Below are 21,859 nucleotides of genomic sequence, written 5' to 3' on the forward strand. Positions count from 1 at the left end.
CCTCAAGGAGACCCGTGCGTCTTCCTTACCCCTCAAAGAGACCCGTGCGTCACCCCTCAAAGAGACCCGTGCGTCTGCGAACCTCTCTGCGCGGCATCCTGACGATCGTGCTGGCCTTGGCTGTCATCTGGCCGTTGTCGCTGGTCAGCGCGGCCACGGCCGTGGCCGACGCCGGGCCGTTCAAGGCGAAGGTCGACATCGACGGCCGGGGCAGCATGGACCCCGCCGACCGTGTCCGGACCGACGCCTATCTCGCCGAGACCGACATCACCATCATCTGCCAGGACAGTGGTCCCGCGGTCGGCGGGAGCGCCATCTGGGACTACACCACCGACCGCCTGTGGGTGCCCGACACCTACGTGCGGACCGGGATCGACGGCTTCCTGCCCGACGTGCCCCGGTGCCTGTCCATCGGCATCGACGGCCACGCGAACAAGGGCACGCTGCACGGCCCGTATCGGGTCAAGGTCGACCTGGACGGCCGGGGCAGCACCAACCCGGACGACCGGGTGCGCGTCGACGCCTACATGGCCGACAGCCAGATCCTCGTCAAGTGTCAGGACTACGGTGGCGCCGTCGGCGGAAGCACGCTGTGGGACTACACCTCCGACGGCCTGTGGGTGCCCGACGTCCACATCAGCACCGGCACCACCGGCTGGATCCCGGGCATGCCTTCCTGCTCCTCGCTCGGCATTCCGGGCGGCGGAGGCACCCAGCCGGGCGGCGGCCGCCAGTTTCCGATCCGCACCACGCTCAACGGCTACCACGGCAAGAGCCTGACGTCGGCATACGAGAACGACAGATACTCCGAGGACAGCTACATCACCATCGTCTGCCAGGCCTACGGTGAGGCTAACTACGGCGGGTCGTCGATCTGGGACAAGACCTCCGACGGCCTATGGGTGGCCGACTACTACGTGCGGACCGGCTCCACCGGGATCGTCATGAACCGTTGCGATGACGACGGCCCTTCGGGCGGCGCCGGGAACCGCTACCTGGTGCGCACCACGCTCAACGGCTACCACGGCAAGAGCCTGACGTCGGCCTACGAGAACGACAGATACTCCAAGGACAGCTACATCACCATCGTCTGCCAGGCCTACGGTGCGTTCAACTACGGAGGCTCCGCCGTCTGGGACAAGACCTCCGACGACCTGTGGGTGGCCGACTACTACGTCAAGACCGGCTCCTCCGACATCATCCTGCCTCGCTGCGACAACGACCCCAAGCCTTCAGGCGGCGGCGGTGGCACGGGCAACCCAGGCACTCCGATGCCCCCGGGCAGCGGCAGCGTCGACCGCAGCAACATCCGCGACCAGATCGTGCGGGCCGCCTACAGCCAGCTCGGCGTGGCCGAGTGGGGCGACAACTGCAACCCCTATGGCTCCGGCGGCTCGGTCAAGTGCGGCTGGGCCTGGTGCAGCATGTTCGCGAGCTGGGCCTGGCGGCACGCCGGCATCGACGTGTTCCTGCCCTACAGCGGCGACTTCTACTGGTGGGGCAAGAGCCGCGGCACGCTGCGCGCGCTCAACGACATCCGCCCCGGCGACCTGGTGCTGTACGGCACGAGCTCGGGCAACAGCACCCACGTCGGCGTGGTGGTGGAGGTCGACGGCGCCGGGTTGATCACCACCATCGAGGGCAACTACGGCAATGCGGTCACGAAGGTCACCTCCTTCTCGCCCTACGGCGCCCATCCCGGTGGGCACGGCTCGCCGATCTACGCGGTGGTCTCTCCGCTGGCCGACTCCTCGGCCGCCTGGGAGCGGTCCGCCGACCCCGGCGGCGACAAGCCGGATACAGAGAACTGCACCACGAAGCTCGCCACCGTCCCTGGAGGCGGCTGGAACGTGACCTGCCTGGAGTTCCGCAAGCAGGGCGGCTGGGAGGAGGTGCGCGGCGTCGCCTACGTCTTCCCGGCTAGGCCGACCGTGACCCGCGCGCATCTGAATCTGCGGTTATCCGACCTGCCGGACTCGGGTACCAACCTGGAGGTCCGCTGCGAATCGGCCCTGCTCGACTCGATCCGGTCCTGCGCCACCGCCTGGCGCCGCCAATACATCGGGCCGACGGTGCTGGAGGTCGCCTACTCCTTCGACGGCAACACCCAGCACCGCAGCGTCGGTGACCTGCGCTTCCGCGGCACCGCCCAGGAGAACAACACCTACTGCGGCCCGGCGGCCATGCGGGCGGTCCTGGCCACCACCGGCGCCGATCCCGTGCCCAGCCAGCGAGAGGTCGCCGACCTGGTCAAGACCGACCGGTACGGCTTCACCCTGCCCACCGACATGGCCAACTACGCCAACCAGATCGTCGGCTACGACTACAACCAGAACCACCTGCGCAACACCTCCGACGACAAGCCGGTGGCCATCGCCAACACCTTCAGCGCGGTGTGGTGGGCGCTGACGACCAAGGGTCAGCCCTCCATCCTGCTCGCCAAATCCGACTACCTGCCCTGGGTCAACGTCGACAATGGCGTGCTGCGGCACTATGTGGTCATCCACGGCTTCTCCACCGTGCCCACGAGCGACGGGATCGGGACCTACAGGTTCCGCGTGTGGGACCCTCAGGAGGCCGAGCACCACTACATGACGATCGACCAGATGGTCTACGCCATGCGCAACGCCATGACACCGGGGCTACTCCACCTGATCACCCCTAAGCCCAACCCGTAACCGGCCACTGAGCTGTTATTCCCACGTTGGCCGGGGCTGTAAGGACAACGGGCTGCGCCGTGAGGCGCCGTGGTTCGAGTGGAGGTGAAAGACCGTACTTCGCCACCGAGACGTGCCAGGCACCATCTCCGTCTGCGTGCCGGAGACCGCGGCCGCCTACAGGTCGATCGCCGCCTGGACCGCCACGGAGACCGAGCCGAGAACACCCAGCACCGCGCCGACGGCGGCGTTGATCCGGCTGGCGCGGCCGGCGCCCGTTGTAGTGGATCAGGTACTCACGGCGAACAGGACGACGGCCAGGACGGCCCAGCGTCGGCGGTCAGGTTGGTGACCGGTGGATAGTGGCGGCGCTGGGGCCAGGGCGTTCGACATGGGGATGCCTCTGAAGGAGGGAGGGAGGACCTGCCCTAAGCGGGAGGCCCTGCCGAGGTCAGCGTGGGGTGAAGGCGGCCGCGTTTTCGCGGGCCCACTGGGTGAAGGTGCGGGCGGGTGTGCCGAGGAGGGTCTCGGTGGTGTCGGCGATGGTGGCCGGGCCGGCGGAGGCGGCCCGCCATAGGGCGAGCAGGGAGCCGACCATCGGGGCGGGCATGTACCGGCCCATCTGCTGCTCGGCCTCGGCGTGGGTGATCTGCTCGACCGGGATGTCGCGGTCGAGGACGTCGGACAGGACGGCGAGCTGCTCGCGGAAGGTGAGCGCGTGGGCGCCGGTGAGGGTGATCGCGCGGCCGGTGAGGGCGGTGCCGGTCAGGGCCTCGACGGCGATGTCGGCGATGTCGTCGGGGTGGATGGGCGCGATGTCGGCGTCGGGGTAGGCCAGCTGGATCGGCAGGTTCTGGCCGATGAAGTAGGCCCAGCCGAGGGCGTTGCTGGCGAAGGCGTCCGGCCGCAGGAAGGTGCAGGTGAGGCCGGAGGCGGCCAGGGCCTGCTCGACCTTGAGGCTGTGGCCGGCCAGCGGGTCGCTCTCGGCGTCGGGGCTCAGGACCGAGGAGGAGGACAGCAGGACGAGGTGTGCGACGCCGGCGGCCTGGGCGGTCTTGATGAAGGCGTCGATGCCGGCGGGTTCGGGGTAGAGGAACACCTGGCCGATGCCGTGGAGCGCGGTTTCGAAGGTGTCGGGCCGGTCGAGTCTGAGCTCGGCGACCTCGACGCCGGCCGGGACGGTCAGCTCGGCGGGGTTGGCGCTGGCGGCGCGGACGCTGTGGCCGGCGGAGTGGAGGCGGTTGATGATCGCTTGGCCGACCTTGCCGCGGGCGCCGGTGATGAGGATGGTCACAAGGAACTCCGTTCGATAGGTTCTACATATGCATGTTTGCACGCATATAATTTCATGTCAACATGTGCCTTTATCGGGACCGGTACTGCCTCACCGCGCGACCTTCCAACTCGCTGCGGAAGAGCTACCCCTTCAGCTCTTCATCGCAGTGACGATCGCGGTGGCAGCACTCGCGAACAGCAGGATGGCCACGAGACCTTCGCCCCAACGAGGGGCCAGCAGTCCAGCCACTCGCTCGCCGATCCGACGGCCGACGAAGGCGAACGGCCAGCCGATGCCGGCACTGATCAGGGACTCCGTGTTCACGGACCCGGCAGCGTTGAGCAGGGCCAGGCTGACGAGCCCGCTGACGAAGAACACCCACGCGAGAGTCGCTCGCAGTCGAGGCCCGGAAATGCCTTGTATCTCCATCGCGATCACCAGCGGAGGCCCGTTCGTTCCTATGCTCGTCGACAGGATTCCCGCACAGGCACCGCCGAGCAGATCGAGGAGACCTCCACGACCGCTGACCCTGACGCCCTTGATCAGCGTCACCGTCAGGCAGAGGACCACAACCCCAACCGCCCCCTGCAGGACCCGGTCACTCAGCACCGATAGCAACCACACACCGACTGGCGCGGCTGCCGCGGCAGCCGCCACCATCCGGACCGCGACACCGCGGCAGGCCATCCGGCGGTGACGTAGCGACGACCAGGCGTTTATCGGCAGGGCGATCAGGCACAGAGCCACCACCGACGCCTTGGGGCCCGCGACCACCGCGAGCAAGGGCGCAGCGACCAGCGCGAACCCAAACCCTGTGATCCCCTGAGTGAAAGCCGCCACCGCGACGATCACCGGCATCGCCAGAAGACCTGCGGATATCACCAGATCAGTTCTTTTCAACCATGTTCAGGCTTCAAAATGGGACACCACACGCGCAGCGAGACGACGTCGACACCCGCCGTGGTGTAGTACGGATCCTCGGCCATGATCCGATCCACCCGCGCACGGTCGACGGTGAAGACCAGCAACGCTCCCGAGTCGTCCTCCCAAGGACCAGCCAGAAGCAGAGCGCCCTGCTCATACAGCGCGCGCAGCCGTTCCCGGTGAGCGGGCCGCGCCGCCAGACGCGCGTGGTCGTTGCTAAGGGACAGTTCTACGCAGATCACGGAGGGAACGGTACGGACTCCTCGCCCGCGCCTCTGTATCGCGAGATACTCTCCCAGAGGTGGACAAGGGGAACCTGGCGGCGGTACCTCTGTTCTCAATGCTCGAAGATGCGCGCCTCGACTGGCTCGCCGAGCAGTGCCCGCCACGGAAAGTCCCTGCGGGCTCCACTGTCGCGCATTTCGGTGACCCGGCTCAGCATCTGGTCATTCTTGAGCGGGGGACCCTGTCCGCCACTTACGACACCGGTGACGGCTCAAGGGTTCGATTCGCGACGGTGACGGGGCCCTGCGTGATCGACAAAGCCGCGGTGCTGGACGGCGAAGCGCACACGGCCACCTGGACCGCCTCGGCCGCCTGCCGGGTTCGCTTCCTGCCGGTAAGCCTCCTTCGAGGCCTCATCGACGAAGTGCCGATGCTACGCGACCACGTACTGCGCCACCTGTCAGGGCAGGTGAACCGTGACCGGCGGGCCCATGTCCGCCGCGCCGCGCCGCGGCCGGTCGTCCAGATCGCAGACTGGGTCGCCGAGTCCATGCGCGAACAAGGGAGCCGGATCACGCTGCCAGGGGCGCAACAAGGACTCGGCGAGGAAATCGGTCTGTCGCGGGTCACGGTCAACCGCGCTCTGCGAGTCCTCGCCGAGGCAGGCGCCGTCCGCATCGAGCCCGGCATCATCGTGGTGCTCGATCCCAGACGACTCACCGCCATGTCCCGTGGAAACTGAACCTCCCGTCGCAGAAATCTGGTGTCGCACAGCAGCCCCAGCTATCGCGGTTCCGTCACCTCCGAGCCCTCCATGGGGGCCCGACCACCACACCGGCGGTGTGTTCGAGATGGATGATCAGCATCAGTCGCAGATGTAGCGGGGCTGTCGTCGGACGGGTCCGCCTCGGGTGAGGCGGCGGGCCATCGCGCCTGCCGATAATGCCATCCACGCAGGTCATCCAGCTCGCACGACAACCACCAGCGACGCCTGGCCGGCCAGCGGCCGTGACGTGGTCGTCGAACTGCGGGTGCGGTGGCCGGGCTCATCCCGGATTCACTCGTTTCGGCTTTTAATCCGTAGGTTCTGAGTTCGAGTCCCAGTCGTCCCCGGCGTCGATCGGGTTTCCCTCCGGCGTGCACCACGCCAGACCCCGGTCCCGTCCGGCCGGTCACCCGCCGGATGCGCGACAGCGTCCAGCACCGATCGTCCCAGCCGTGCGCGGCCGGGCCCCGCAACAGCGCGGTCTCCAGCCGGGCGGACTGCGCATCACTCAGCCGTGGCAGCGATGCCGGCCCCTTGGAGGCCAGGGCCGCGCCGCCACCGTGGGCCCAGGCCCGGCGCCACCGGTTGGCCGACATCCGACTGACCCGTAGCCGCCCGGCCACCTGCTCGTCGGTGCACCCGTGGACGAACAGTCCGGCCACGCGCAGCCGTATCTGCTCGCGCTTGGCTCGTTGGGCGGCGGTCAGCCCGCCGCCTTGCCATGTCACATGACCTGGGCATACCGCAGCAATCCGACACATTCACATGATCGCTGAACACCACGAATTAAAGATCAGTAAGTGCGACCGAAGTACTGGTCGACTGTTTTTTCTGTGGAAATGTCTACGGGCGCCCTTTGTTCCGGCTCAGTTGGTTGAGCATAGAGTTCGCAAGCCGAGTATCAGGGTTCCGCATTGCGGATTCGTTGCATTCTCGGGGGGCAGGCTGGGATCGTCGAATCCGACCGATCGGAGGCCACATATGACCGCTGGCTTTCCCACCGCATTCCACGTGGATCAAATTCTTGACCAATATCAGGGGCTGCTTTCCCAGCCGGGGATCGTGAGTCTGACAGTCGCACCGAACCCGACCTTGTTCTGGTCGTAGGGACGGCGCACGAGCTGCCCGCCGCTCCGGTGCCGCCATCCCTCAGGGCGACCGTGACGGACGACGAGGGCCGCCCTACGCCGGTCGAGCTGGCCACGAAGATCGTCGTGGAGGGCAACATCGTCGAGCAGGCGGCGGCACAGCCGCTCCCCGATGCTCCGCAGGCGGTGCGGCCGGTGTCGGGCGGCAACATGATCCGCACCACGCCGTTCGGCCGGGGCACGCTGGGCGTCAACATCGACTACCGGGGGGCCTACCAACTGCTGGGCAACGCACACGTGCTGACACAGTACGACCCCGGCCGGATCGGAGCGATGATCTACAATCCGCCCAATATGGAGCGCGAGAACGAGTTGGTGCCGATCACCTGGCAGCAGGATGTCACCTACTACCCGAACCCGGAGCAGCCTGATCCGGTATTTAATGTCATGGATGTCGCCACCGCCGTCATCACACCAGCCCTCGGCGACCCGGAGATCATCTTGATCGGCGTCCCGGGCGGCGTGCGGGCTTTCGACCCCGCCACCGACGCCGACATATCGTTCGTCGGTGCCGCCACCGGCCTCCATACGTTCGAGGTCGAGAGCTTCCAGACGCGTTACCGTTCAATAGGCTTCGATAGCAGCGGGAACACCATTTACAGCTGGTGGGAGAGAGGAATCCGATATAAGAATCCTCTAGGCGAGCTCAAGAAAGGCGATTCGGGCGCGGCGCTGGTGAGCGGGCACGACCAGTACGTCATCGGGCTGCACCGCGCCGATAGCGATGGTTTCGGATATGGCTGCCCACTGATGTGACCGACTACCGCGCCTCCGCAGTCCATTCGTCTCGAATGGGGCGGCAGCGTGGGGCTCGGCAAGATGCCACTGCTGATCTTTAATTCGTGATGTCGACTGGCTGTGCCGGTGGAAGGGGCAAGGTCAGACCGGTCTCGGTGAGGCATCCGTCGATCAGGTGTGGCCGGTACCGCATCTTCTTCAGGCCACGTTTGACCACGCGGACGAGCTGGAGCGGTCCCGCGAGGACAAGGTTGGCCGGTACGCCGCGCCTGAGCGGTGACCCCACCCCTTCGGCCGGGTTGAGGTCTCCATCAAATTCGGGGCGATTCAATCAACGACGGAACAGGACGTCGAGTTCGCTGAAGTCCAGTGAGCCGTCCAGTGCCGTGAGGCCTCCCGTGCCGAGCAGCTCCGCGGCTGCTCTGCGGGCCGCGGTGTAGGCGGCCTGGGCCAGCCCGGTGCCCAGACTGATCCTGCGCACCCCGGCCTGCGCGAGCTCGGTGACGCTCGGTCCACCGCCGACGGCCATCGCATTGACCGGCAGCGGCGACTCGACACAGAGAGTGTTCAGCACGTCCAGATCGAGCAGGCCGGGAACGAAGATGCCGTCGGCTCCCGCCTTGGCGTATGCCGCCGCGCGCGCCAGCACCTCGCCCAGTCGATCATCGGGTGCACCGATCCCGAACAGGAAGACGTCGGTGCGCGCGTTGATGAACAGTTCCGGCAGACCCGCCGCGGCTGCGGCGTCCTTGGCGGCGCGCAGCCTGGCGCTCTGCTCGGCGACGTCGAACAGAGGACCGCCGACGGCCGTGGAGTCCTCCAGATTGACGCCCACCGCACCGGCCTCGACCACCGCCCGCACGGTCGCGGCGACATCCGCCGGGGCCGGTCCGTACCCTCCCTCAACGTCGATCGTCACCGGCAAGTCGACGGAGCCCACGATGCGCCGCGCGGCCTCCATCATCTCGCCCCGGCTGAGCCGTTGTCCGTCCCCGTGGCCCAGTGACCACGACACGCCACCGCTGGTCGTGGCGATCGCCGTGGCACCGGCCGCAGCGATCACAGCCGCACTGGCGGCGTCCCAGGCGTTGGGCAGCACCAGCACGGACTCGGTGCTCAGGGTGCGGAACAGCCGGGCCTTCCTCACGGTCACGGCATCAGCGGAGGAAGAACCAGTGGAGGGAGAGATGTCAACAGACATGTGCATGACCGCCTTCGCGTCGTTCTGCTTCTCGGCACCCTGTATCGCGGGCACCTGCTCCGGAAATGCTGCTGGACAGAGGAGCGAGCGTCCATTGATTAAGCTCAGATCGAATCGTGGAAGCAGCGGATGCGGCGTGAAGGCGCGGCCGACCTTTATTGTTCTTGCGCAGGTCAAGGGGCGGCGGTGCGGCGCGCCGCAGCACGGCCCGCCGCACGCGACCTCACCCGCCGACCAGGGACGCGCCTCCACCGCACGGATACGGCACGACGATCGTCATGCCGTGGCCGGCCATCACACGGGGTTGGGGGCGGTCGAAGGCCCAGGACTTCGTTCCTCAGGCCCGGCCCACCGGAGAACCGGGCTGCCGTCCCGCCTGCCGCTGATGCCTTGCGGTATATCGGGAAGGTGCCAGGCCTGACCAGAGATCAGGACAAGGTGTCCTTGATCACGATCTGGCCATCTTCGATCACGAACTTCTGGTTGGTGTTGTTGGGGTCGCACTGCCACAGGTACACCTGGGTGCCGTTGCCGCGGCCGTTGGTGGCGTCCAGGCATAGGCGGTTGCCTGAGTTGAGGGTGGACTTGAGGATGATCAGGCCTCTCTGGACGACCCAGATCTGGTTGGGGTTACCCAGGCACTGCCACTGGTAGACCCGGGTGCCGTTGGTTCGGCCGTTGGAGGAGTCCAGACACATCACCTGACTCTTGCCGATGGTGTCTTCCACCTTGATGAGGCCGCCGTCGACGACGAACTTCTGGTTGGTGTTGTTGCTGTCGCACTGCCACTGGTACATCAGGGTGCCGTTGCCGCGATTGTTGCTGACGTCGACGCACATCGGGGACCCGACCAGGGCGGTACGGTCGGCGGACCGGTGAGCAGAGGCCACGGCGGGCAGGCTGGTGAGCGCGCCCACGGCTGCGGAGATGACGGCGACGGCTAGCAGACGGCGAGCAAGCATGGTGCCTCCCAAGAGAGTTGATCAAGACTCAAGCACCATGCCATGACTGACAGTCATTGATCAATTACTCTACGCACAAGCCCTCCGCGCGTCGGAATGTAGTGCCGGCCAGAGAGACGAAGCTGTGACGGTCGTCAGGCGTCCGGGGTTGCGGCTCAGGGTGATCCCGGACCGTCCCATGCTGTTCCAAGTGGATCGGTCGCACCCGTTGGCCCAGGTCGGGCCGATCGGGACAGGCAAGATCCGAGCTGCCGATTCTGTTGGGGTAGACGTGCTGACGTCGTGCCACTCGCGTGCCAGTACAGCCGGGAGACCAGTACAGCCGGGAGACCAGTACAGCCGGGAGACCAGTACAGCCGGGAGACAAGAGGGGATCACGGGGACTCGCGGGGAGGGCAACACCGCCTCCGGCCTGGACCGCAGCAGGTCAGCGGGTCGCGTACCGAAGCCTTCCGAACTGGTGACCGTGGACCGGATGCGTGTTCCCGCGCAGAGGATGACCATATGGATCATGCGGAGATCGTCATCGGCCGTGACGAGCAGTGCTGTCATCTCCGCCGCGGACATGTGCTCGTTTCGAAGAGCAAAGTAGACATACCGGCGGACCCTCATCCAGCGCCCCAGGGCAACGAGGACACGACGGCCGGGCCACTGACGGGCCGTTGGACAGGGTGGCGAGGGGGCGGCCGCAGTCACTCACGACCGGCCCGAGGCCCGGCTCAACCGCTTCGTCCCTGCCGTACTCGCTGCACTTCCCAAGCTGACGGCTTCAGCTCGCCGGACGTGGCAGCTTCGGGTAGTGCAGGACCTCCACGTACATGATCCGCCCATCGACGACGTCGAGGATCAGATCACCTCTCTGTGGAAGCATGGGCACGCATCTGTGCCCGGGACCGTACGCTCCGTCCGGCCGCTCGGCCGTGTAGAAGCTCTGGCAGAAGTCATCACCGCATCCGCACTCCTCGTATAACCGGATGTCCCAGGCGGAGACGGCAAGATCTTCCTCCCCTTCTTCCCTCAGACACGCGATGAGATCGGCGACGAGATCGGGGAACAACTCACGTACGAGCGGCCGCTCGATCTTGCTCATGTCGCGCAGTCTCCCCGTGCCTTCCTCGGAAGCGCCATCAAGATTCGCATTATGCGTGGATCGGCTCCCCCGGGCGAGGACAAGTTCGCCGCATCGAAGTAGCGGCGCCACCTGGCGCCAAGCGGGCCACCCTCATCGCACGGCTTTCAAAGGTGGAACGCGCCGCAACCGATACCGGTACAGGGCGTTCGTGCCGGTAGCCCTTGGCTCTCTTCTGTCGCTCGGCTTCCGCGCGGGCGTTCAAGGGAGATGTGGCCACTGAGACATTGACCGGCTACGGGCTGTTCCGTACGTTCAGGGGGCTCGTTGGCCGGCATCGCCAGGAGGCGATCATGACAGTACGGTCCAGCACCGCATCGCCCTGGCCGGACCTTCCTTCCGGTCCGCTCGGCACCCCTTCTCCCGACCTGGTCCGCAGGCTCGCCCAGGCTCCGATGGAGCTCGCCACCATGCCGAGCGGAGACCGGGTGCCCATGATCGTCAGATACGAAGACGTCCGTGCCGTTCTCGCCTCGCCGGCCAGCAGCCGCAACCTGCGGGCACCCGGCCTTCCCAGAATGGTCAGCGGCACCGCCCTTGAGGACGACTCCTCGGCGCTGATCAACCAGGACCCGCCGGAGCACACGCGCTACCGCCGCATCATGCAGGGCACCTTCACTCCCAGGCATATCGAGCGCTGGCGGCCTCGCGCAGCGGCGATCGCCAACGAGCTGATCGACGCGGCCGGCCGGGAGTTCGACCTGGTCGCCGATTTCGCCCTGCCACTGCCCGCACGGGTGATCTGCGAGATGCTCGGCGTCCCGATGGATCGGTTCGAGCAGTTCCGCGGTTGGACGGAGGTGTTTCTGTCCACCTCCGAGGCGAGCGCTGAGGCCAGAGGAGAGGGATTCGCCGCGTTCATGGCGTACGCCGGCGAGCTGATCGCGGAGCACCGGGCCAGGCCAGGCGACGATCTCATCGACCTGCTCATCGAGGCGCGCGACGAGGAGGACAGGCTGAGTGAGGCGGAGCTGACCCACATGGTCTTCACGTTGATCATGGCCGGTCACGAGACCACCGCATCGATCATCATCCGGGGCGCGTTCCGCCTTCTGTGCCATCCCGAGCAGTACGCGCGTCTGACGGCCCGACACGAGCTCCTGGAATCGGCGGTGGAGGAGATCCTGCGTTGCGAAGGTCCCGGGGGGAACGGCTTGCTCCGGATGATCACCGAGGACGTCGAGCTGTCCAGCGGTGTGATCCCGAAGGGCTCCGTCGTGCTGCCCAATCCCACGGGCGCGAACCACGATCCGTCGGCCTTCGATGACTCGCTGCGGTTCGACATCCAGAGGTTCGCCGGGACGGCGCCCAACCCGCACCTGGCGTTCGGCCACGGTCCCCATTACTGCCTGGGGGCGAATCTGGCCAGGATGGAACTGCAAGAAGCCTTCCGCGCCTTGGTGACGCGGCTGCCCACCCTCCGCGCCCAAGAGGACTTGTCGACCCTACGGTGGACCGACGACGGACTGATCTATCGCCCCCTCCGGCTCCCGGTCAAGGGAGGCTGAGGTACGGGTGACCGTGTTGGGCACCCACCGCGAGCCGACGGCGGAGGCCGTGGCCAGATCGGTCAAGGAACCCATCTGCTCTGACTGCGTGAACAAGGCAGAGCGGTTCAGAGGATTCATGCACCCGCCCGCTCTCCGATTCGGCACATGGCCACGAGGCGACCCGGGTCGTCATTGACGAGGGCGGCTCATGAGAGACCCAAGGCGACGACGGCATGACGGACGACCCGGCACCCTGAGCAGGGTCCCGGGCTGTCGCGGCACATCGCAGCCGAGGTGGGTCAGTCGTCGAAATCGGTGCTGCGGCTGACGGGCTCCCAGGCCAGCGTCTCAGCGCGGGAGGCGTCGAGGTGAGCGGAGATCGCGTCGGTGGCATCGTTGCCCAGGGGCAGCCGCAGGGGGGTTTTCTCGGCCTCCAGCGCGGCGAGGATGGCCGCGGCGGCCTTGGCGGGGTCGCCGGGCTCCTTGCCGTGGGAGCTCGGGAGCATGGCGCGAACGGGGCCGACCGTCTCCTCGTACGCGGAAATGGCCGCGGTCTGCTGCAGGGCGCCGCTGCCGGTGAAGCCGGTCCGGAACGCGCCGGGTTCGACGATCAACACCTTGATGCCGAACGGGGCGACCTCGGCCGCGAGTGCCTCGGACAGACCTTCCAACGCGAACTTGGTCGCCGAGTAGGCGCCGACACCCGCGAAGGAGAGCCGGCCGCCCATGCTGCTCATCTGCACGATCGCGCCGGAACCCTGACGTCGCATGTGCGGCAGCACCGCGCGAGTCAGCGCGGCGGGGCCGAAGAAGTGCAACTCCATCAGATCGCGTAGTTCGCGATCGGTGGTCTCCTCGACCGCCCCGATCAGACCGAGACCGGCGTTGTTGACCAGGACGTCGATCCGCCCGTGCCAGAGAATCACCTCGGCGACGACCTCGGCGATCCGCGCGCTGTCGGTCACGTCCAGCCGCACCGCGACCGCCCGGTCGGGGTGTGCCGCGACCAGATCGTCGAGGACCTCAGGCTTGCGCGCGGTGGCCACCACGGTGTCGCCGGCGGCCAGGGCCGCCTCGGCGATCGACCGGCCGAAGCCCGAGGACGCACCGGTGATCAGCCAGACCCTGCCGATCGTTTCGTGGGTGGGGGTGTGCTCAGTGCTCATTTTCAATCTCCCTGTAATGGTGTCGTCTTCAGTTATGCCAGCGGCTGATCCGTACCGTCCAAGACAAAAGTTCGTCCACTCCATAAAGAGGACTTATGATCCCTGGATGGAGCTGCGCCAGCTGCGCTATCTCGTCGCGATCGCCGACGCGGGAAACCTCGGACGGGCCGCGGAACTGCTGTACGTGAGCCAGCCCGCTCTCTCGTACGCCCTCAAGAACCTGGAGTCCGAGCTGGGCGTGCGGCTGTTCGACCGGCACTCCGGGGGCGTCACCGAGACCGCGGCCGGACGCGATGTCGTGGCCGAAGCCCGTCGCACGCTGAGCCAGGCCGACAGGGTGACGGCCGCCGCGGCACGACACCGGCGCGGCGAGACCGGGGTGCTGCGCGTGGGCTTCGAGGCCAGTGGTGCCGGCGAGCTCACTACCCGGGCGCGGGCCGAGTTCGTCCGCCGCCATCCCGGTGTACGGGTCGAACCGAAGCGGTTCGACTGGGGGCAGGAGGTGAGCGCGTTGCGCGACGGCAGGGTGGACGTCGCCTTCGTCTGGCTGCCCACCGATGTCACGGACCTGCACGCTGAGATCGTGCACACCGAACCCCGGATCGTCGGCCTGCCGTCCGGCCACCCGCTCGCCGGTCGCGACGGCATCTCCGTACTCGAAGTCAACGACGAGCCCTTGATGTGGACCGAGCAGGCGCCAAGAATCTGGGTGGACTGGTGGGCGGTCAACCCCAGACCGGACGGGTCAAGCCCCCGGTGGGGACCGACCAACGACAACGTCGAAGAGATGCTCGAACATGTGGCCGAAGGCACCGCGATCTGCTTCGCGCCCGCCAGTATGGCCCAGTATTACTCCCGCCCCGATCTGTCCTGGGTCCCCCTGACCGACGTTGAGCCACTCCAGGTCGCCCTCGCCTGGGTCGACGACACGAACAATCCCCTCGTGCAAGGATTCGTTCACGTCGTGCGCGAACTCGCGGCCGGTAAAACCGCCCCCTCGATCCCGGCCGCCGAGGTCTCTCATCGAACACCATGAGACCGCCATCCGCATGACGGGTTGCTCCACGGACCAGCACGTATCGTTGCGCCGGGCTTGGCCACGTCAGGGCGGCGGCGCGGCGCCCTGAACGACGGCGCCCTGAACGACATCGCCCTGAACGACATCGGCGACGCGACGGAGCGACCGCGGCCGCGCAGGCCGAGAGCGTCGTTGCGGCCCGACAGAGGCACGGGGAGGAGACGGAGGTACGGGGGTCGGCAGAGGTACGGGGAGGCAGAGGTACGGAGAGACGGAGGCACGGGGAGAGAGTGCGCCTGATCGGTGGACCGAGGACTGCGGCGCGCCGCTCCATCACCCGGTCCTGCGGTTCTCGTTGAACTCCTCGACCAGCTTGGCGAACTCGGATTCGGAGTCGGCGAACTTCGTGATGCCCCTCTTCGGGTCGGTCCTCACGAAGAACGGCCAGGGGCCGGCGGCCGGCTTCAGGGCGGCCTCGATGGCGTCGCCCCCCGGGTTGCAGATGGGACCGGGCGGCAGGCCGGGACGCGCGTAGGTGTTGTACCGCGACCGGCTCTTGAGATCCTCGTTCGAGGCCCGGATGCCGTACTTGCCCATGCCGTACAGGACCGTGCTGTCCAGCTCCAGCTTCATCTCGGGCGTGTGGTTCAGCCGGTTGTAGATGACCCGCGCGATCTTGGGCATGTCGCGCTTGTTGAGCGCTTCACTCTGGACGATGCCGGCGACGGTCAGGATCTCCAGTGGCGTACGACCGGCCCGCTTGGCGCCGTCCACCAGGTCGTGGTCCTCGGCGGCGCGGTTGAAGCGCGTCACCATCGCGGCGAGGATCTCGTCGGGGCTCGACGTGGGCGAGACCTCGTAGGTCGAGGGGAAGGCGAATCCTTCCAGCCTGCCCTTGGCGTAGGCGGGAAGGCCGAGCGCCCTGCCGTCCTTGGCGGCCCGTCTGAACTCCTCTACCGGTTTTCGGGTGGCGGTCGACAACTGCTTCAAGATGTCCGAGAGCCGCAGTCCTTCTTTCACGGTCAGGGTGGTCTTCCCCTGTTCGGTCTTCACCGGCGTCTGGCCGGAGCCCTGCCCGGTGAAGTCCTTGGGGGCCGCCGCCTGGGACGACAGCCCTTGGACCACGAGCGTGGATCCGACCGCCATCACGGCGACGGCCGCCGCCACCAGCTCACCTGCTCGTGGTACACGACACGGCGGACGTAACCCTCGATGGCCGCCGGGTCACGCAGGCCACGCCACTTCACCGCTGTCTTCGCCAATGCCGACTGCACCAAGTCCTCGGCGGCGTGCCGGTCACCGGTCAGCAAGTACGCGGTACGGAACAGCGCCCCCGATCGATGACGAACTCCCGGAAGTCCGCCTCAAATCCTGGATCCACCCGTCCTCCTCGCGATGTCACCAAGCAAGGACGTGGACAGGGCTTCGATCTATGCCGGCATGACCGAATCGACATGAAGGGCGGGAGACGCTGAGGGTATGGGTCTTCGTACGAAACGTAGGCGTTCCGCCTGCGGGCTCCTGCCGCCCGGGTCGGAGACGATCCGATTCGTGCCACCCATATCGAAGCTCCGATTCGTGTCGCCCGTACCGAAGCGCCGACTCGTGTCGCCCGTACCGAAGCGCCGAGCACCTCGCGCGCCACCGGTCACACCGGTCCACGATTCCGGTGGAAAGGACCTGCCCACCATGAACCACCACCCAGCCGAACCCGGTCCCCACGCAGAAGACGGCGGCGACACGCAGCACGTGTCCATGTCCCCGATCCTCAGGAACCGGCTCGATAACGTCACCACCGCGGCCCGCGACGAGCTGATCAGCGCCAGCGAGAAAAGAGCCGGCCTTCTGCTGTCCTGGTCAGGCGTCGCCTACGGTGTGGTCGTCACCCTCATCCTCACCGGCCCGGCCCGGTTCCCGGGAATCGCGCGCTTCGGCGTCATCGTGGCGCTGATCCTGCTGTCCGCGGCGGTCATGCTGATTCTGCTCACCGTCCGCCCGCTGTCCCCCAAACACGGCGGGCTGAGAATCCTCGCCTACGCCCAGGCGCCCACGCCCCAGGCCCTGATCGAGCAGATGAACGCGGAGATCAAGGACTACGAGCTGTTCCTGGCCAGCGACGCCCTCCGGATCGCCAAGATCGCGCGCGCCAAGCACCGCAACCTGCGCTGGTCCGTCGACCTGATCGTCATCGGCATCACGATCATGACGGTCACCGTCTTCCTGGAGCGCCTGATCTGACGGTGAGGACGCAGGTGACCGCGCCGCGGCCCGGATGCGCCGCCAGGCGCCTCCCTCAGGCGAGCCGCCAGGAGAGGAGTCCCTCGGGCGCGTCGGTCCGGACGAAACCCGCCCCGGTCAGCTCCCCCTCGATCGTCTTCCACACGGGGCGGTAGGCGTGGCCGACGATCTGCTCCTCGTTGACCACCTTGTCGCCCTCGGTGATCCGATAGAGGTAGCGGGCCTCGCATGCCTCCTCGTTCGACTCGAGAATCTCCGACAGGACCGTGTAGGTGTGTCGGCCCACCTGACGCGAGTCCAACTCCTGGAGAGGGCGTGGCGCCGGGGGACCGCCGTCGCGCCAGGTGAAAACCAGTAGGCCGCCGGGTTCCAGCCGGGCCGCCAGCACCGGCCAGAGCCGCTTGCGGTAGTCCGGTTCCAGGGCGTACATCACGTTGATCATCACCATGGCCTCGACCGGCTCGTCCAGATCCATGCTCAGCGCGTCGCAGGGGAACACGGTCACGCGCTTGAGCAGCTCCGGACGCGCGTTCAGCCGGGACAGCAACAACCCGCGCATACCGGCCGAGGGCTCCAGCGCGAAGATCTCGGCCGGTGTCCAGTCGGCCAGCGACGTGGTGATCAGACCACTTCCCGCACCGATCTCCAGGATGCTCCGCCGTACCCCGGCGAGAAGCGGAGGCAGTTTCTTACGGATCTCCGGTACGTGCCCGTTTTCGTGGAGCAGGTCATAGAAAGGGAGGGAGATGAATTCGGTCATGGCGGGCAACGCTACTCCAGGCGTGGCGCGCCGAGCGGGGCGAAACGGGCGAGGCGCGGTCCGGGTCAGGCAGAGGAACGTACCCCCGCTGCGTACCCGCCGGCAGGTGACCAGGGGGACCCACGACCAAGGGGACCCACAGGGAATCGGGGGCATCCCGCCTCCTTCCGGCAGAGCGGTGTTTCCCCAGGCGGGCAACCGGGATCGCCGGAGACCTCCAGGCCGGCAGCGACTCGACCATACGGAGAAGGAAAACCGTACGGAGAAGGAAAGGCGGACGTGATGAGCTATGCGGACGTGAACGGGCTCGCGCTGTATTTCGAGGAGCACGGGGACGGGGATGTTCCGCTGATCCTGCTGCACGGTGGACTCGGGTCGGGTGAGACGTTCGGCGCGATCGTGCCGTCGTTGGCCGAGCACCGGCGGGTCGTCACGGTCGACCTGCAGGGGCACGGGCGTACGGCGGACATCGGCCGGCCGTTCAGCACGGCGTCGATGGCCGACGACATCGCGGGTCTGGCCGCGCACCTCGGGGTGGAGCGGGTCGACGTCCTGGGGTATTCGTTCGGGGGCGAGGTCGCGCTGCGGACCGCGATCCAGCACCCGGACATCATGCGACGGCTGGTCGTCATCTCCACCCCTTTCAAACGGGACGGCAGCCACCCCGAGGTCCTCATGAGAATGGACGAGTTCGGTCCGCACCTCGCCGAGCCTTTCAAGCAGGCGCCCTTCTACGAGAGCTACACCCGGGTCGCTCCCCGGCCCGAGGACTGGCCGGTGATGATCGAAAAGACGGGCGAGCGGCTGAAGACGGACTATGACTGGTCGGCCGAGGTCGCCAAGCTTGAGATCCCCACCCTGCTGGTCTTCGCCGATGCCGACTCGATCCGTCCCGACCACATCGTGGAGTTCTACGGGCTGCTCGGCGGCGGCCACCGGGACGCGGGAGTGGACGGCTCGGCCCGGCCCGCCAGCCGTCTGGCCGTCATCCCCGGCACCACGCACTACGATGTGATCTTCTCCCCCGTCCTCCTCGCCGTGGTCACCCCTTTCCTCGAGGCCTCAGCCCTGCCGTGATCGCCGCTTTCCGTCAGGGGGCATGCGGTGACGACCGTTCACCACGGCCGGAAGACGAGCTCATGCGCACCTGTGCCGTCCCTCACGTGCCAGTGGCCGGCCGGGCCCCTCATCCCCTTCCTGCGGCCCTTCGCCGTGACTTCGGACGGTGGCCGCGAATCCAGAGAGTGGCCGTGACTCCGGAGAGTGGTCGCGTCTTCGAGCCGGTCGCGAAGTACGATCGATCAATGACCGAAATGACCGAAGCCATGCCCGGCTGGCTTTCTCCCGAAGAGCTGGAGTCGACGCGCGCACGGATGCCGATCCTCTACGTCGACGCCGTGCCGGTGCGGGTCGACGACAAGGGGGCGGTCACGCACGTCGGCCTGCTGCTGCGCATCGGATCGGACGGGACGGTCAGCCGCGCCCTCGTCTCCGGTCGAGTGCTTCACCACGAGCGTGTTCGCGACGCGCTCATGCGCCATCTGGAGAAGGACCTCGGCCCGGTGGCGCTGCCTCGCGTCCCGGCCTCTCCGCAGCCGTTCACCATCGCGGAGTACTTTCCGACGCAGGGCGTCACCCCGTATCACGATCCCCGGCAGCACGCGGTGTCCCTCGCCTACGTCGTCCCGGTCGCGGGTGACTGCCGGCCCCGGCAGGACGCCCTGGACCTCGTCTGGTTCACCCCGCAGGAGGCCGCGTCGCCGATGGTGCAGCAGGAGATGTCCGGCGGGCACGGCGTTCTCCTGAAGCAGGCCCTCGCGCACGTCGGCTGCCTTTTCTGAAACACGTCGGCCGCCTTTCCTGGAAGCACCGGGAGAACGGCCGCCGGAGCGTCCGGCGCGCACCCCGAACTGTCGCAGCCACCGGCTAATGTCCGTTGAGGTGCCGCACATGACCCCGGGGAGCGTACGGTGACCGTGCTCGCGAAGCCGTACCCGACGGATCTGGAAGCCTCCGTCGAGCAGTTGGTGTACGTCCGCGACGACGAGTACACGGTCGCGCGGATGAGCGCCGACGGGCTGGCCGGGTTCGTCGCGTCGGGCCGCGCGCTGGCCGGGGCGCAGCCCGGGGAGACGCTGCGGCTGGCCGGGGAGTGGGACGAGCACCCACGCTACGGCAACCGCCTGATGGTCGGGCAGTGCGAGCGGGTGGTCCCCTCCACGGTGCGCGCCATCACGCTGTACCTCGGCTCGGGCCTGATCCGCGGGATCGGGCCACGACTCGCCCACGCCATCGTCAGCCACTTCGGCGAGGAGACGCTCACGGTCATCGACATCGAGCCTGAGCGCCTCACCGAAGTCGTCAACATCGGCGCCACGCGGCAGGCGCAGATCGTCCAGGCCTGGGCGGAGCAGAAGGCGATCGCCACGCTGATGGTCGCCTTGCAGGGGTTCGGGATCAGCCCGCTGCTCGCGGCCAAGATCTACCAGGTGTACGGCAACGACTCCCACGACATCCTCACCCGGGACCCGTACCGGCTGATCGGCCAGGTCAGGGGGATCGCCTTTCACACCGCCGACCGGATCGCGCTGCGATCGGGAGTACCGGAACACAGCCCGCAGCGGATCAGGGCGGCGATCCTCGACAGGCTGGAGGCGGCGGCCGCCCGCGACGGGCACTGCTTCCTGCCGCTGCCCGCACTCCTGGCCGCGGCGGCGAACCTGGTCGAACAGGAAGAAGACCTGATCCGCCGGGCACTCGACGCGCTGGTCGCCGACCGCCGCGTGGTCGTCGAGACCTCGCCGTCCGGCCCCGGCCAGGTGGTGTACGCCAAGGAGCAGCACGGCCGCGAGGTCGCGCTGGCGGCGCACCTGGCCAGGCTGCTGCGGGCCCGCTCGACGCTGCCGCTGCGCGCGTTCGCCGACGACGAGGGACTGCACGAGGACCAGCGGACGGCCGTGAACCTCGTGCTGACCAGCACCGTGTCCGTCCTGACCGGTGGTCCCGGCTGCGGCAAGAGCCACACGGTGAAGGTGATCGCGGCGACCGTGCGGGCGATGGGCGGCGCCGTGACGCTGACCGCGCCGACGGGCAAGGCCGCCAAACGCCTGTCGGAACTCACCGGCCTGCCCGCGATGACCGTGCACCGGATGCTCGCCCAGCAGTCGGAGCCGGAGGAGGGCATGCTGTTCCAGCAGTCTCCCGCGGAGGCGGACCTGGTCGTGGTGGACGAGGCGTCGATGCTGGACCTGCAGCTGGCCACCCGGCTGACGGCCGCGATCCCGACGGGCGGTCACCTGCTGCTGGTCGGCGACAGTGACCAGCTCCCCAGCATCGGGCCCGGCAGCGTGCTGGCCGACCTGCTGAGGGTGGAGGAGATCCCGCGTGTCCGGCTGACCCACGTCTTCCGGCAGGCGCAGGACAGCGCGATCGTCCGGGCCGCCCACCGGATTCGGACGGGTGAGCTGCCCGCGCTGCCCGGCGGGGGCGGCTTCTGGTTCGAGGAGCTCGACGATCCGGACCAGGTGGCCGATCGGGTGGTCCATCTGGCGACGGAGGCGATCCCCCGCAAGCAGAACATCGGCAGGGACCGGATCCAGGTGCTGTGCCCGATGCGCAAGGGTCCGACGGGCACGGCGGAGCTCGGTCGCAGGCTGCAGGAGCGGCTCAACCCGGCGCGCGAGGGCACGGCCGAGCACTGGTCGGGCTCGTCGGTCTTCCGGGTGGGCGACCGTGTCATGCCGATCCGCAACAACTACGACAAGGGCGTGTTCAACGGGGAGACCGCCACGGTCACGGCGGTCAACCCGCAGGAGCGGCTGGTCGAGATCCGCACCGACGACGGGGTCGAGGTGTCCTACGCCTTCGGCGAGCTGGACGAGCTGACCCACTCCTACGCGATCAGCGTGCACCGCTCCCAGGGCAGCGAATACCCGTTCGTGGTGGCGCCCATCACGGCCGAGGCGGGAGGTGTGATGCTGCAACGCAGGCTGCTGTACACGCTGGTCACCCGGGCGAAGTCCTGGGTGGTCCTGGTCGGCCGGCGCGAGGCACTGGAGCTCGCCGTCCACCGGCTCGGCTACCGCAGGAACACCGGTCTGGCCCTCCGGCTGACCCTGGGCCTGGAAACCTGAGCCGGGAAGTCCGAGCTGAGAAACCCGA

Annotated in this window: 19 protein-coding genes and 1 pseudogene; 9 read left to right on the forward strand and 11 right to left on the reverse strand. The window is 67.6% G+C overall.

What is annotated here, in order from left to right:
* The first annotated feature begins 68 nt into the window (after positions 1 to 68).
* The gene (locus ACQPYK_RS46290; protein ID WP_433247016.1) at positions 69 to 2,678 is read left to right on the forward strand and encodes a CHAP domain-containing protein; all 2,610 of its coding nucleotides are present in this window, start codon (positions 69 to 71) and stop codon (positions 2,676 to 2,678) included.
* Positions 2,679 to 3,108: 430 nt separating this feature from the next.
* Here the strand turns inward: ACQPYK_RS46290 and ACQPYK_RS46295 are convergent, their stop codons facing one another.
* The 3 genes from ACQPYK_RS46295 to ACQPYK_RS46305 form a co-directional block, all read right to left on the reverse strand.
* Positions 3,109 to 3,951 (reverse strand): NAD(P)H-binding protein, encoded by an 843-nt coding sequence (locus tag ACQPYK_RS46295; RefSeq protein WP_433247019.1) that lies wholly within the window; start codon positions 3,949 to 3,951, stop codon positions 3,109 to 3,111.
* 132 nt (positions 3,952 to 4,083) lie between these two features.
* On the reverse strand, positions 4,084 to 4,791 hold the full coding sequence (locus ACQPYK_RS46300) for a sulfite exporter TauE/SafE family protein (protein ID WP_433247022.1): 708 nt from the start codon (positions 4,789 to 4,791) through the stop codon (positions 4,084 to 4,086).
* A 38-nt stretch (positions 4,792 to 4,829) separates the two neighbouring features.
* Positions 4,830 to 5,099, reverse strand: coding sequence for a YciI family protein (locus ACQPYK_RS46305; protein ID WP_433247025.1), 270 nt, complete (start codon positions 5,097 to 5,099; stop codon positions 4,830 to 4,832).
* Between the two features lie 59 nt (positions 5,100 to 5,158).
* Here ACQPYK_RS46305 and ACQPYK_RS46310 point away from each other — a divergent pair, with 59 nt between their 5' ends.
* A complete protein-coding gene (locus tag ACQPYK_RS46310; protein WP_433247028.1) occupies positions 5,159 to 5,824 on the forward strand; it encodes a Crp/Fnr family transcriptional regulator in 666 nt (221 codons plus the stop codon).
* Between the two features lie 422 nt (positions 5,825 to 6,246).
* Here the strand turns inward: ACQPYK_RS46310 and ACQPYK_RS46315 are convergent.
* Positions 6,247 to 6,609, reverse strand: a pseudogene (locus ACQPYK_RS46315) (helix-turn-helix domain-containing protein); the annotation flags it as partial.
* Between the two features lie 399 nt (positions 6,610 to 7,008).
* Here ACQPYK_RS46315 and ACQPYK_RS46320 point away from each other — a divergent pair.
* Complete coding sequence (locus tag ACQPYK_RS46320; RefSeq protein WP_433247031.1) at positions 7,009 to 7,752, forward strand: hypothetical protein; 744 nt, start codon at positions 7,009 to 7,011, stop codon at positions 7,750 to 7,752.
* Positions 7,753 to 8,065: 313 nt separating this feature from the next.
* Here ACQPYK_RS46320 and ACQPYK_RS46325 read toward each other — a convergent pair whose 3' ends face one another.
* The 3 genes from ACQPYK_RS46325 to ACQPYK_RS46335 form a co-directional block, all read right to left on the reverse strand.
* On the reverse strand, positions 8,066 to 8,887 hold the full coding sequence (locus ACQPYK_RS46325; protein WP_433247034.1) for an isocitrate lyase/PEP mutase family protein: 822 nt from the start codon (positions 8,885 to 8,887) through the stop codon (positions 8,066 to 8,068).
* A gap of 476 nt (positions 8,888 to 9,363) precedes the next feature.
* Positions 9,364 to 9,897 (reverse strand): RICIN domain-containing protein, encoded by a 534-nt coding sequence (locus ACQPYK_RS46330; RefSeq protein WP_433247037.1) that lies wholly within the window; start codon positions 9,895 to 9,897, stop codon positions 9,364 to 9,366.
* Between the two features lie 769 nt (positions 9,898 to 10,666).
* On the reverse strand, positions 10,667 to 10,987 hold the full coding sequence (locus ACQPYK_RS46335) for a hypothetical protein (protein ID WP_433247040.1): 321 nt from the start codon (positions 10,985 to 10,987) through the stop codon (positions 10,667 to 10,669).
* Between the two features lie 332 nt (positions 10,988 to 11,319).
* Between ACQPYK_RS46335 and ACQPYK_RS46340 the strand changes: the two genes are divergently transcribed.
* Positions 11,320 to 12,534, forward strand: a complete 1,215-nt coding sequence (locus tag ACQPYK_RS46340) for a cytochrome P450 (RefSeq protein WP_433247043.1) — start codon at positions 11,320 to 11,322, stop codon at positions 12,532 to 12,534.
* 281 nt (positions 12,535 to 12,815) lie between these two features.
* On the opposite strand, the gene ACQPYK_RS46345 is transcribed toward ACQPYK_RS46340, so the two are convergent.
* Positions 12,816 to 13,682: an oxidoreductase gene (locus tag ACQPYK_RS46345; RefSeq protein WP_433247046.1), complete on the reverse strand. Its 867-nt coding sequence runs from the start codon at positions 13,680 to 13,682 to the stop codon at positions 12,816 to 12,818.
* A gap of 106 nt (positions 13,683 to 13,788) precedes the next feature.
* Between ACQPYK_RS46345 and ACQPYK_RS46350 the strand changes: the two genes are divergently transcribed.
* Positions 13,789 to 14,718, forward strand: a complete 930-nt coding sequence (locus tag ACQPYK_RS46350) for a LysR family transcriptional regulator (protein WP_433247049.1) — start codon at positions 13,789 to 13,791, stop codon at positions 14,716 to 14,718.
* A gap of 315 nt (positions 14,719 to 15,033) precedes the next feature.
* On the opposite strand, the gene mltG is transcribed toward ACQPYK_RS46350, so the two are convergent.
* Positions 15,034 to 15,867: an endolytic transglycosylase MltG gene (gene mltG / locus ACQPYK_RS46355; RefSeq protein WP_433247052.1), complete on the reverse strand. Its 834-nt coding sequence runs from the start codon at positions 15,865 to 15,867 to the stop codon at positions 15,034 to 15,036.
* A complete protein-coding gene (locus tag ACQPYK_RS46360) occupies positions 15,846 to 16,010 on the reverse strand; it encodes a sigma factor (protein ID WP_433247055.1) in 165 nt (54 codons plus the stop codon). Before ACQPYK_RS46360 ends, mltG begins: the two co-directional genes overlap by 22 nt.
* Before the next feature lie 379 nt (positions 16,011 to 16,389).
* Here ACQPYK_RS46360 and ACQPYK_RS46365 point away from each other — a divergent pair, with 379 nt between their 5' ends.
* A complete protein-coding gene (locus tag ACQPYK_RS46365; RefSeq protein ID WP_433247058.1) occupies positions 16,390 to 16,938 on the forward strand; it encodes a Pycsar system effector family protein in 549 nt (182 codons plus the stop codon).
* A 55-nt stretch (positions 16,939 to 16,993) separates the two neighbouring features.
* Here the strand turns inward: ACQPYK_RS46365 and ACQPYK_RS46370 are convergent, their stop codons facing one another.
* Entirely contained in the window at positions 16,994 to 17,698 is a 705-nt protein-coding gene (locus tag ACQPYK_RS46370) for a class I SAM-dependent methyltransferase (protein ID WP_433247061.1), read from the reverse strand.
* A 282-nt stretch (positions 17,699 to 17,980) separates the two neighbouring features.
* Between ACQPYK_RS46370 and ACQPYK_RS46375 the strand changes: the two genes are divergently transcribed.
* From ACQPYK_RS46375 to recD2, 3 genes are all read left to right on the forward strand, one after another.
* Positions 17,981 to 18,775 carry an alpha/beta fold hydrolase gene (locus ACQPYK_RS46375; protein WP_433247064.1) on the forward strand — a complete coding sequence of 265 codons (795 nt, stop codon included), beginning with the start codon at positions 17,981 to 17,983 and terminating at the stop codon, positions 18,773 to 18,775.
* A gap of 227 nt (positions 18,776 to 19,002) precedes the next feature.
* Positions 19,003 to 19,539: an NUDIX hydrolase family protein gene (locus tag ACQPYK_RS46380; RefSeq protein WP_433247067.1), complete on the forward strand. Its 537-nt coding sequence runs from the start codon at positions 19,003 to 19,005 to the stop codon at positions 19,537 to 19,539.
* A 129-nt stretch (positions 19,540 to 19,668) separates the two neighbouring features.
* Positions 19,669 to 21,831 (forward strand): SF1B family DNA helicase RecD2, encoded by a 2,163-nt coding sequence (gene recD2 / locus ACQPYK_RS46385; RefSeq protein ID WP_433247070.1) that lies wholly within the window; start codon positions 19,669 to 19,671, stop codon positions 21,829 to 21,831.
* Positions 21,832 to 21,859 lie beyond the last annotated feature (28 nt).

Source organism: Streptosporangium sp. CA-135522 (assembly GCF_050949235.1).
Taxonomy (GTDB): Bacteria; Actinomycetota; Actinomycetes; order Streptosporangiales; family Streptosporangiaceae; genus Streptosporangium.